The following is an 11,142-nucleotide window of genomic DNA, read 5'->3' on the forward strand; positions in this document are numbered from 1 at the left end:
AATGAAAAAAGAGGGTGGAGACGTCGCATGCCAATCCGTCTTCGCCCGTGAATTCGTGGATGAAACCTAGGGCTGCGGCGCCTCGAGCGCCCGCACGCAGGCCGCCGTGCGGTACATCGCCTGCGCGAGCACCGCGTCGGCGTCGGCGATGACGTTCACCACCAGCGAGGTCTCGCCGCTGTGCACCGGGCTGACGAGCGCAAAGCCGTTGTCGGTCGCGACCGTGATGCAGGTGCAGCGACCCAGGCGCGCCTCCTGCGACACCACGGCGCCGATGGCGGCGATCGAGCTGGCCATGGCGGCGATGCGCGCAGGCTCGACGTCGCGCCGGGCGACGCTGGCGATCTCGAAGCCGTCGGGCGTGGCCACCACCACCGAGGCGACGCCGCTCACTTCGTCGAGCACGCGGCGGGCCTCGACCGCGGCGCGCAGCTTCAGGGCGTGGGGAATCTTCATGGCGCGGCCTCCTCGTCGAGCACTTCGATCTGCATCAGCAGCGTCTCGATCAGCGCGACCACGTCGTCCTTGCGGCGCGGGTCGACCGCCAGCAGCGGCAGCACCAGCCCTCGCGCCGCCAGCGCCTGCGCATAGTCGTCGAGCGTGGGTGTGGGGTGCGACGGCAGGCGGCTCACGCCCACGGCACAGGGCATGCGCTCGAGCGCGCCGGCGAAGCCGTCCAGGTACTGGGCCAGGTCGGCCATCGGGTCGGGCCGGCTGTTGTCCAGCAGGATCGCCAGGCCCAGCGCATCGCGCACCAGGATCTTCCACATGAAGTCGAAGCGGCTCTGGCCCGGCGTGCCGTACAGGCGCAGCCGGTCGCCGTTGTCCAGCGTGACCTGGCCGAAGTCGAGCCCCACCGTGGTGGTGGCCTTGGCGACCGAGGTGTCGGCGTTGGCGACCTCGGTGGCGATCGGCGCGGTCTCGCTGATGGCCGCGATGGCCGTGGTCTTGCCCACGCCCATCGGGCCCGTGAAGACGAGCTTGAAGTCCCTCATGCCAGCGCCCTGCTCAGGCCAGCCCGAGGCGTCGGCGGATGCGCGAGAGCAGGCCCCGCTTGTGCTGCGCGGCTTCGCCACCGGCACTGGCCCCCGAGGGGCGCGGCGCGCGGGCTTCCTCCGACCAGGTCAGCGCGCCTTCTTCCTCCAGCAGGCCGAGGAAGGTGCTGCACTCCTGCACGTCGATGCGGCCCAGCACGCTGAGGCTTTCGGCCGACTGCGCGCTCTTCGACAAGGCCGCCGCCAGCCGCACGTAGATCGGGTGGCGCTGCAGGGTCACCTGCGAGGGCCAGCGGATGAGCGAAGCGCGTGCACGGATCGAGCGCACCATGGCGCGCGCCGCGTCGCCCGAGGCCCCGCTGGGCGCGACCTGGTTGAGCAGCGCGACCAGCTCTTCCGCATAGATGGGACGTGCCAGCGTGCGGCGCGCGGGCGCGGCGGCCACGGCCTCGCCGCGCGCCACCATCGGCACCACGAAGCGCGCGGACGGCGTCTGCCGCTCGGCGGCCGGCGCATCGCCGTCCACCAGCAACAGGTCGCAGGGCTGCGACTCGCTGACCGTCCACAACGACCGGAGATTGGAGCTGAGGCGAACGATGATCCGCAGGAGCTCGACCTCGACCTGAGGGAGCCCCATGACGCCCAAAACCAATGGCATACCTTCTTCCCTGAGCAATTGTTCTTAATAGTTCCTTATTGTTATATGTGTTAACTAATTGATGCGTTGTGTATCGAGTCGATGCCCAAATTTGGACGCGCACCGAGAAGTAACGCACACGCTGGGAGCGCCGGGCCGGCGGCGCGGCCCTTCGCGAGACCTCTGGGACACTGGGGCCCATGAATTCCGAAGAAGCTGGCCCACGGGCCCTGTCGCACCTGCACACCCTGGGCCTGCTGACCGACGCGGAACACGCGCAGGCGCTCGCGCACCCCGACCTGCCCAACACGCCGCTGCGCACCCCGAGCGAAGCGCTGGGCTGGGCGGCCGCCAAGGGCATCGTGGCGCCAGAGGCGCTGCCCGGCTTGCGCGACCGTGCCGCCCCCGGCGCGCAAGACGAGGCGCACCGCACCGTGGCGAATGCGGTGGCCATGGTCAGCGGCCAGGCGCCGGCCTGGGTGCTGCTCGAGATCAGCCTCATGGCGAACCGCCTGGAAGACGGCGTGACCGAGAGCGCCCTCGATCAACTGCAGGCGCTGCAGTTGATCGATCCTGCGCAGCACGCACAGGCCTTCAGCCTGCTGCCCGCACAGGAGCCCGAATGGGCGGCGCCCGCCTCGCCGGCCGCCACGCTCGCCTGGGCCGTGCGCACCGGCGTGCTGACGCCTGCGCAGTTGCAGATGCTCGCCACGCCGATGTCCGCGGTCTCGCCGGAAGGCCGGCAGGTCGTGGCCGATGCGCTCGTCCGCACGGAACGCAGCAGCGGCGGGCGCACGAAGACCGTGCGCACCCATAGCGTGACGTGGAGTTCCACTGGCGCCTCCGGCTCGCCCCGCGCGGGCAAGGTGATCGCTGTCGTGGCCGTGGTGGCCGTCGCGCTCTACTTCCTGTTCGCCCGGTAGGCGGCAAGGGGGCCCGATAGCGACCGCCTAAAATGCTCGCCCACCGCTTCCCGCCGGGCGGCAAGACACAAGGACCCCGAATGAACTCTCTACGCCGTGCCCTGGCCCTCGGCCTCGCTGCCGCCACGCTCGCCTTCGGTGCCCAGGCCCAGAACCGCGAACTCACCGTGGCCTCCAGCGCCACCTACGCGCCGTTTGCCTTCGAGAACAAGGACAAGCAGATCGTCGGCTTCGACATCGACATCATCAACGCCATCGCCAAGCAGCAGGGCCTGAAGATCAAGATCGTCAACACGCCCTTCACCGGCATCTTCGGCGCGCTGAACAACGGCGACGTGGACCTCGTGATCTCGGGCGTCACCATCAACGAGAAGCGCAAGCAGAGCTACGACTTCACGCCGCCGTACTTTGCGGCCCGCCAGCTGATCGCGCTGCCGAAGAACAGCACCGTGGCCTCGCTGAAGGACCTCACGGGCAAGAAGATCGCCGTGGTCAGCGCCTCCACCGCCGACGACATCGCCTCGCGCGAGTTCGGCAAGACCAGCCCCAACATCCGCCGCTTCGAGAGCACGCCGCTCATCATTTCCGAGCTGGCCGGCGGCGGCGTCGATGCCGCCATGGGCGACAACGGCGTGATCGCCTACCGCGTGGCGCAGCACCCCGAGCTGAAGACGCTGGACGACAAGTCCTTCCCCGAAGAAGGCTTCGGCATCGTCGTGAAGAAGGGCGACAAGGCGCTGCTGGACAAGCTGTCGGCCGGCCTGGCGGCCATCCGCGCCGACGGCAGCTACGTGACGATCTACAAGAAGTGGTTCAACAAGGACCCGAACGTGCGCTGAGCCGCACGGCATGGCATTGAATACGGCCGCCTTCCAGCGGCCGTTTCGTTTTCCGTTGATTGATTGAGAGAAAGTTGGAGGAGCTAAGGATGGAACAACCGATCCTGCTTTTCGGATGGTTCCGCTGGGACATCCTCGTGGAATACAAGGACCTGTTCTGGCAGGGCGCCTGGATGACGCTGCGCATGACCGTGGTCTGCGTGCTGCTGGGCGCCAGCTGGGGCCTGTGCCTGGCGCTGGCGCGGCTGGCGCAGGCGCGCCATGCGCCGTGGACCTGGCTTACGCGCGTGTTCCTGCGCTGGCCCGCCACGGTGTATGTGAGCTTCTTCCGGGGCACGCCGCTGTTCGTGCAGATCCTGCTCATCCACTTCGCGGTGATGCCGGTGTTCATCCACCCGAGCACGGGCATCCTGATCGACGGCGAGCTGGCGCGCACGCTCAAGCAGGAGCACGGCGCCCTCATCTCCGGCGTGGTCGCGCTCACGCTGAACTCGGCGGCCTACATCTCCGAAGTGTTCCGCGCCGGCATCCAGTCGATCTCGCGCGGGCAGTTCGATGCCGGCCGCTCGCTGGGCCTGAGCCCGGCGCAGGTGATGCGCTACGTGGTGCTGCCGCAGGCGTTCCGCCGCATGCTGCCGCCGCTGGGCAACAACGCGATCGCGCTGCTCAAGGACACCTCGCTGGTGTCGGCCATCGGCCTGGCCGAGCTGGCCTACGCCGCGCGCACCGTGGCCGGCGCCTATGCGCGCTACTGGGAGCCGTACCTGGCGATCTCGGTGGTGTACTGGGTGATGACGCTGGTGCTGACCACGCTGCTGCGCCGGCTGGAACACCGTCTCGCCCGCAGCGACCGGGGCTAGGCGCGCCGCCTCGCGCCACAATAGCGCGACATGCCGCCCATATCCCCCGAAGAGACACCCCTCCCGCCGGCCCGGCCGCAGCCCTCGAACCTCGCGGCGCTCGAGCCCCTGAAGCTCCCCGTGTTCCGCATGCTGTGGAGCACCTGGCTCATCGCCAACATCTGCATGTGGATGAACGATGTGGCGGCGGCGTGGATGATGACCTCGCTGACCACCTCGCCGATCTGGGTCGCGCTGGTGCAGTCGGCCTCCACCCTGCCGGTGTTCCTGCTCGGCCTTCCGAGCGGCGCGCTGGCCGACATCCTCGATCGCCGGCGCTGGCTGGTGGCCACGCAGTTCTGGCTGGCCGGCACCGCCGTGGTGCTGTGCGCCGCCATCGCGCTCGACGTGATGACCGCGCCGCTGCTGCTGGCGCTCACCTTCGCCAACGGCATCGGGCTGGCGCTGCGCTGGCCGGTGTTCTCGGCCATCGTGCCCGAGCTGGTGCCGCGCCAACAACTGCCGGCGGCCCTGGGCCTGAACGGCATCGCCATGAACGCCTCGCGCATCGTCGGCCCGCTCACGGCCGGCATGCTGATCGCGAGCGCGGGCAGCGTGTGGGTGTTCGCGCTCAACGCGGTGCTGTCGGTGGCCTCGGGCTTCGTGGTGCTGCGCTGGCGCCGCGAGCACACGCCCAACCCGCTGGGGCGCGAGAAGCTCATCAGCGCGATGCGCGTGGGCGTGCAGTTCGTGCGCCAGTCGCAGCGCATGCGCGCGGTGCTCACGCGCGTGTCGCTGTTCTTCTTCCATTCGACGGCGCTGCTGGCGCTGCTGCCGCTCCTGGCACGCAACCTCCAGGGCGGCGGCGCCGGCACCTTCACGCTGCTGCTGGCCGCCATGGGCACGGGCGCGATCATCGCGGTGCTCTTTCTGCCACGGCTGCGCCAGGCGCTCGGGCGCGACCAGCTGGTGCTGCGCGGCGCCATGCTGCAGTCGGCCGCCACGGCCGTGATGGCCGTGGCGCCCAACGCCTGGGTCGCGGTGCCGGCGATGTTCTTCGGCGGCATGGCGTGGATCACGGTGGCCAACTCGCTGTCGGTGTCGGCCCAGTTGGCGCTGCCCGACTGGGTGCGCGCGCGCGGCATGTCGACCTACCAGATGGCGATCATGGGCGCGAGCGCGATCGGCGCGGCGCTGTGGGGCCAGGTGGCCACCGTCACGTCGCTGAAGCTGAGCCTGGCCATCGCCGCCGTGAGCGGCACGCTGCTGATGCTGGCGGCCATGCGCTGGGTGACCGACGTGAGCGGCGAGGACGACGTGCGCCCGGCCCAGGCCGGCTGGGCCGCCGGCCCGCCGGCCGAGGCGCCGCAGGAAGACGGTCGCGTGGTGATCACGGTCGAGTACCTCATCGACCCGTCGCGCGCCGCCGCCTTCCACCTCGTGATGCAGCAGACCCGGCGCGCGCGCCTGGGCCAGGGCGCCATCGGCTGGGAGCTGCTGCACGACATCGCGCAGCCCGAACGCTACGTGGAGCAGATCGTCGACGAGTCGTGGACCGACCACCTGCGCCGCTTCAACCGCGCCACCGCCGCCGACATGGCACTGCGCGAACGCCGGCTGGCCTTCCACCTGGGCGAGTCGCCGCCGGTGATCACGCGCTTCGTGGTGCGGCGCTGAGCCGCAGCGCCGTCAGCGGAAGAACGCCAGCCGTGCGAGGAAGGTGTGGTCGGCCTCCGCCGCCATCAGCCCGACCAGCACCAAAAGGCACAGCGGCGGCAGCAGGATCGCGTAGACCAGCGCCATCCGCTCCCACGCCATGTGCATGAAGACCGCGACGATGAGCCCGGCCTTCAGCAGCATGAAGACGATGATCAGGCCCCAGCGCAGGTAGCTCTGCACATGGAAGTAGTCGACCATGTACGACATCGCGCTGAGCACGAACAGGAGCCCCCAGATCTTCAGGTACAGGCCGATCGGGTGCTGCTGGCCGGTGGTGGCGTGGGTGGTGTTCATGATGATGGTCCTCACCAGAGATAGAACAGCGCGAAGATGAAGACCCACACCAGGTCGACGAAGTGCCAGTACAGGCCCACGATCTCGACCACCTGGTAGTTGCCGGCCTTGTCGTAGTCGCCGCGAATGAGCTTGAAGGCCACCGCGAACAGCAGCACCACGCCGGCCGACACGTGCAGCCCGTGGAAGCCCGTGATCATGAAGAAGGCCGCGCCGAACTGCGCCGCGCCCATCGGGTTGCCCCAGGGCCGCACGCCTTCCTCGAGGATCAGCTTGGACCACTCGAAGGCCTGCATGCCCACGAAGAGCTCGCCGAAGGTGGCGGTCACGAGCATCAGCGTGGCGGCGTTCACGCGGTCGCCGCGGTAGGCGAAGTTGACCGCCATCGCCATCGTGCCGCTGCTGCTGATGAGCACGAAGGTCATGATCGCGATCAGCAGGAGCGGCACGTCGGCCCCGCCCACGTGCAGCGCGAACACCTCGCTCGGATTGGGCCAGGCCACGGTGGTCGAGACACGCACCGTCATGTAGCCCGTGAGGAAGCAGCTGAAGATGAAGATGTCGCTCAGCAGGAAGATCCACATCATGGCCTTGCCCCACGAGACGTGGAAGGCCTGGCGGTCGGACGACCAGTCGGCCACCAGCCCGCGCCAGCCGCTCGTGGCGACGGCGGAGCCGGTGAGGGTTGCGGTGCTGGAGTTCATGCGAAGCCTCCTCACGCCGTGCCGCAGAGGACGCGCGCCACCTCCGGCGTCACCCACCCCAGCAGCGCGAACAGCGCCAGCCACACGGCCAGCATGAAGTGCCAGTAGCGCGCGCACAGCGCGATGCGCCATCCGGCCCGGGCGGGGTCGGCCCACGCGACACGCGCCGCCATCGCCCACCCGACCAGGCCGCCCGCCAGATGCAGCCCGTGCATGGCGGTCAGCAGGTAGAAGAAGCTGCCCGACGGGTTGCCCGCCGGCAGCACCTGCGCCTGCGCCATCGCGGCCCAGGCCCACAGCTGCACGCCGAGAAAGCCCACCGCGCACAGGCCGCCGGCCAGCAGCAGGCGACGCATGCGCGCCGGGTCCACGCGGCGCGAAGCGGCTTCCAGCGCCACGCTGCCCGCCACCAGCAGCGCCGAGCTGAGCCACAGCTGCCACGGCAGCGCGAGCGCGACCGCATCGCCGCTGCTCATGCGCATCACGTAGGCGACGGTGAACAGGGAGAACAGCGCGGTGACCACGCCCATGAAGACCCACAGGCCGATGCCCGCCGCGCTCGCGTGCGCGTCGCGCAGCCGCACGTCGCGGGGCAGGCCGCGCAGGCGCAGGGCGGCGTCCGCGTTCATGCCGGTGCTCCGCGCGCGCCGCTCACCGGCACGTCGTCCTTGTCGTCGCTCGCCTGCGGCGGTGCGTTCTGCGCGATGAAGTCTTCCGCCGCGCCCGGCACGCCGTAGGCGTAGGCCCAGCGGTAGGCCACGGGCAGCCGCGGCCCCCAGTTGCCGTGGCCGGGCGGCGTCTCGGGCGTCTGCCATTCGAGCGAGGCGGCGCGCCACGGGTTGGCGCCGGCCGGCCGGCCACGCCAGGTGCTCCAGGCCAGGTTGACGATGAAGAGCAGCTGCGCCGCGCCGACCACCAGCGCCACCACGGTGATGAATTCGTTCAGGCTGAAGGCCGACGGCGGAATGAACTTGTAGCCGTCGAAGTTGTAGTAACGCCGCGGCATGCCCAGCACACCGAGGTAGTGCATCGGGAAATAGATCGCGTAGGTGCCCAGGAAGGTGATCCAGAAATGCAGCCGCCCGATCCGGTCGTCCAGCATGCGTCCGGTGATCTTGGGGAACCAGTGGTAGATGCCGCCGAACACCACCAAGAGCGGCGCCACGCCCATCACCATGTGGAAGTGCGCCACCACGAAGTAGGTGCCCGACAGCGGGATGTCCACGCTCACGTTGCCCAGGAAGAGGCCCGTGAGCCCGCCGATGACGAAGGTGCACACGAAGGCCAGCGCGAACAGCATCGGCACCGACAGGTGGATGTCGCCGCGCCACAGCGTGAGCAGCCAGTTGTAGACCTTGATCGCCGTGGGCACCGCGATGACCAGCGTGGTGGTGGCGAAGAAGAAGCCGAAGTACGGGTTCATGCCGCTCACGAACATGTGGTGCGCCCACACCACCACGCTGAGCCCGCCGATGGCCACGATGGCCCACACCATCGTGCGGTAGCCGAAGATTCGCTTGCGCGCGTGCACGCTGATCAGGTCCGACACGATGCCGAAGGCCGGCAGCGCCACGATGTAGACCTCGGGGTGGCCGAAGAACCAGAACAGGTGCTGGAACAGCAGCGGGCTGCCGCCCTTGTGGCCCGACAGCTGCCCCATCGACACCAGCGCCGGCATGAAGAAGCTGGTGCCCACCGTGCGGTCCAGCAGCAGCATCACGCCGCTGACGAACAGCGCCGGAAAGCCCAGCAGCGCCAGCACCGTGGCCACGAAGATGCCCCACACCGTGAGCGGCATGCGCAGCAGCGTCATGCCCCGGCAGCGCGCCTGCAGCACGGTGGTCGCGTAGTTCAGCCCGCCCATGGTGGTGGCCACGATGAAGATCAGCAGCGACACCAGCATCAGCACGATGCCGCCGCCGTGGCCCGGCGTGCCCGGCAGGATCGACTGCGGCGGGTACAGCGTCCAGCCCGCGCCCGTGGGGCCGCCCGCGACGAAGAAGCTGGCCATCAGCACCACCACCGACAGCAGGTAGACCCAGAAGCTCAGCATGTTGAGGTAGGGGAACACCATGTCGCGCGCCCCCACCATGAGCGGGATCAGGTAGTTGCCGAAGCCGCCGAGGAACAGCGCCGTGAGCAGGTAGATCACCATGATCATCCCGTGCATGGTCACGAACTGGTAGTAGCGCTCGGCGTTGATGAACTCGAACTGGCCCGGAAAGCCCAGCTGCAGCCGCATGAGGTTGGACAGCACGAGCCCGACCACGCCCACCGCGATGGCGGTGCAGGCGTACTGCACGGCGATCACCTTGTGGTCCTGGCTCCAGACGTAGCGGCGCAGGAAGCCCTGCGGCGCCGGGTGGCCGGCGTCGTCGTGCTCGTCGTCTTGAGTGAGCGCAGAAGAAGTCATCGCGCGGCCTTCTGTTCGGTGGCAGCCTGCGCCGGCGGGCTGCCCAGACTCTGGATGTAGGCCACCAGCGCGGCCAATTCCTCGTCGCTCAGGTCGATCTTCGGCATCACCGGCGGGAAGCCCTTCACGTGGCGCGCCTGCGGGTCGCGGATGAAGCTGCGCAGGTAGGCCTCGTCGACCAGCGCGGTGGTGCCGTCGGCCATCGACTCGTTCTTGCCGTACAGGCCCTTCCAGGTCGGCCCCACGCGTGTGCTGCCGTCGATGGTGTGGCAGGCCACGCAGCCCTTGGCATCGGCCAGCGCGCGGCCCTGGTCGACGCGGCCGCCACCGCCGGCCGGTGCCTGGGCAGCCTGCGCCGCCTTGGCCGCTTGCGCCAACTGCATCGCGCCGAAGGTCGGCAGCGCCGTGCGCCAGGCCTCGTAGGCCGCCGCGTCCTCCACCACCACGAAGCCGCGCATGTTCGGATGGCCCACGCCGCACAGCTGCGCGCACAGCGCCTCATAGCGGCCCGCGACGGTCGGCGTGAACCAGAAGCGGCTCACCTGCCCCGGCACGATGTTCATGCGGGCGCGGATGGGCGGCACGAAGAAGTCGTGCAGCACGTCGTGGGAGCGCATCAGCACCAGCACCGGCTGGCCGATCGGCAGGTGCACCTCGTCGCCGGGAACCAGCAGGTCGTCCCGCCCCGCCGCGTCGGCTGGGTCGAGCCCGAAGGGGTTGGCGGCGCTGACGAAGCGCGCATCGGTCGCGCCCAGCTTGCCGTCCGCGCCCGGCAGGCGAAAGCGCCACTGCCACTGCTGGCCCAGCACCTCGAGCACGCGCGCGTCATGCGGCGTGCGCACGTAGTTCGCGTACACCACGAGGCCAGGCGCCAGCAGCGCCATGATGCCGACGGTGGTGCCGCCGATGAGCCAGCGCTCCAGCGTGCGGCTCTCGGGCGCATGCGGCGCCACGCGGCGCCCCTCGCGGTGGCGAAAGCGCACCACGGTGTAGGCGAGGAACAGGTTGATGACGACGAAGAACAGGCCCGTGATGAGCAGCGTGATGGTCAGCGTGTCGTCCATGCGCTGCCAGTTGGAGGCCAGCGGCGTCGTCCACCACGGGTTGACGGCGTGGAACGCCACCGAGGCCACCACGATGAGCAACAGGACGACGGCGATGGTCATGTGCTGCGCTCCCTGGGGTGGCCATCGTGGGGTCCGGGAGTCGCATGCGCGGCGGCTTCAGCGGATCGCCGGGATCCGCGGCTCTTCGCCCTCGAAGCGGGCCTCGGGGTGCGTGGCCTCCAGCATCGCCTCGACCTCGCGCACGCGCGACGGCGGCAGGTCGACCATCAACAGGACCTGGCCCTGCGCGATGGCGCTTTCGAAGCGCGCCAGCCGCGGGCTCGGGATCGACACGCCGACCATGGTGGCCGACCAGGCGCCCACCACGCCGCCCAGCAGCGCCAGGCCCACGGCCACGGCCCATTCGGGCTCGTCGCCGAACACGGGGAACAGCAGTGCGGCCAGCAGCCCGACGACCACGCCGCAGGCGGTGCCGAGCACCCAGCCGGTCTTGGCGGCGTGAACGAGGTCGGAGGTCTGCCAGACGTTGGCCGCATGGAGCCCGGCCATGTCCTGGCCTTCGCGTGCGGCGAAATGCAGGTGTGCGATGTCGACACGCGCCTGCAGCAGATCGTGCATGGCCTGCCTGGCACTCGCCAGGTCCGGCAACAGCCAATAGATGCGTCTTTTCACGGCGCCTCCTTTCCGTCTTGCGACGAGCAAGAGACCATGC

13 protein-coding genes are annotated in these 11,142 nt (G+C 69.5%); 4 read left to right on the forward strand and 9 right to left on the reverse strand.

Going from position 1 to position 11,142, the window contains the following annotated elements; translation table 11 throughout:
* Positions 1–66: 66 nt before the first annotated feature.
* The 3 genes from AC07O4_RS08450 to AC07O4_RS08460 are packed head-to-tail and all read right to left on the reverse strand — an operon-like array spanning position 67 to position 1,632.
* A complete protein-coding gene (locus AC07O4_RS08450; protein ID WP_495304285.1) occupies positions 67–456 on the reverse strand; it encodes a roadblock/LC7 domain-containing protein in 390 nt (129 codons plus the stop codon).
* Positions 453–995, reverse strand: coding sequence for a GTP-binding protein (locus AC07O4_RS08455; RefSeq protein WP_070063237.1), 543 nt, complete (start codon positions 993–995; stop codon positions 453–455). Before AC07O4_RS08455 ends, AC07O4_RS08450 begins: the two co-directional genes overlap by 4 nt.
* 13 nt (positions 996–1,008) lie before the next feature.
* The gene (locus AC07O4_RS08460) at positions 1,009–1,632 is read right to left on the reverse strand and encodes a hypothetical protein (RefSeq protein ID WP_495304286.1); all 624 of its coding nucleotides are present in this window, start codon (positions 1,630–1,632) and stop codon (positions 1,009–1,011) included.
* A gap of 200 nt (positions 1,633–1,832) precedes the next feature.
* Here AC07O4_RS08460 and AC07O4_RS08465 point away from each other — a divergent pair, with 200 nt between their 5' ends.
* The 4 genes from AC07O4_RS08465 to AC07O4_RS08480 all read left to right on the forward strand — a co-directional run bounded on the left by AC07O4_RS08465 (position 1,833) and on the right by AC07O4_RS08480 (position 5,910).
* Positions 1,833–2,555: a hypothetical protein gene (locus tag AC07O4_RS08465; RefSeq protein ID WP_495304287.1), complete on the forward strand. Its 723-nt coding sequence runs from the start codon at positions 1,833–1,835 to the stop codon at positions 2,553–2,555.
* 80 nt (positions 2,556–2,635) lie between these two features.
* Entirely contained in the window at positions 2,636–3,394 is a 759-nt protein-coding gene (locus tag AC07O4_RS08470; protein WP_062479619.1) for a basic amino acid ABC transporter substrate-binding protein, read from the forward strand.
* 89 nt (positions 3,395–3,483) lie between these two features.
* Positions 3,484–4,254 (forward strand): amino acid ABC transporter permease, encoded by a 771-nt coding sequence (locus tag AC07O4_RS08475; RefSeq protein ID WP_495304288.1) that lies wholly within the window; start codon positions 3,484–3,486, stop codon positions 4,252–4,254.
* A gap of 30 nt (positions 4,255–4,284) precedes the next feature.
* Positions 4,285–5,910 (forward strand): MFS transporter, encoded by a 1,626-nt coding sequence (locus AC07O4_RS08480; RefSeq protein WP_070063242.1) that lies wholly within the window; start codon positions 4,285–4,287, stop codon positions 5,908–5,910.
* 12 nt (positions 5,911–5,922) lie between these two features.
* Here AC07O4_RS08480 and AC07O4_RS08485 read toward each other — a convergent pair whose 3' ends face one another.
* The 6 genes from AC07O4_RS08485 to AC07O4_RS08510 are packed head-to-tail and all read right to left on the reverse strand — an operon-like array spanning position 5,923 to position 11,102.
* Positions 5,923–6,246 carry a cytochrome C oxidase subunit IV family protein gene (locus tag AC07O4_RS08485; protein WP_062479625.1) on the reverse strand — a complete coding sequence of 108 codons (324 nt, stop codon included), beginning with the start codon at positions 6,244–6,246 and terminating at the stop codon, positions 5,923–5,925.
* Positions 6,247–6,257: 11 nt separating this feature from the next.
* Positions 6,258–6,950, reverse strand: a complete 693-nt coding sequence (locus tag AC07O4_RS08490; RefSeq protein WP_070063243.1) for a heme-copper oxidase subunit III family protein — start codon at positions 6,948–6,950, stop codon at positions 6,258–6,260.
* Between the two features lie 11 nt (positions 6,951–6,961).
* Positions 6,962–7,579, reverse strand: a complete 618-nt coding sequence (locus AC07O4_RS08495) for a cytochrome c oxidase subunit 3 family protein (protein ID WP_495304289.1) — start codon at positions 7,577–7,579, stop codon at positions 6,962–6,964.
* Positions 7,576–9,363, reverse strand: a complete 1,788-nt coding sequence (locus AC07O4_RS08500) for a cytochrome c oxidase subunit I (RefSeq protein WP_495304290.1) — start codon at positions 9,361–9,363, stop codon at positions 7,576–7,578. The genes AC07O4_RS08495 and AC07O4_RS08500 overlap by 4 nt, the downstream gene beginning before the upstream one ends.
* Positions 9,360–10,529 (reverse strand): c-type cytochrome, encoded by a 1,170-nt coding sequence (locus AC07O4_RS08505; RefSeq protein ID WP_495304291.1) that lies wholly within the window; start codon positions 10,527–10,529, stop codon positions 9,360–9,362. The genes AC07O4_RS08500 and AC07O4_RS08505 overlap by 4 nt, the downstream gene beginning before the upstream one ends.
* A 57-nt stretch (positions 10,530–10,586) precedes the next feature.
* Complete coding sequence (locus AC07O4_RS08510) at positions 10,587–11,102, reverse strand: hypothetical protein (RefSeq protein ID WP_062479635.1); 516 nt, start codon at positions 11,100–11,102, stop codon at positions 10,587–10,589.
* Positions 11,103–11,142: the final 40 nt, after the last annotated feature.

The sequence above is a fragment of the Variovorax sp. GW821-FHT09D04 genome, from assembly GCF_059416405.1.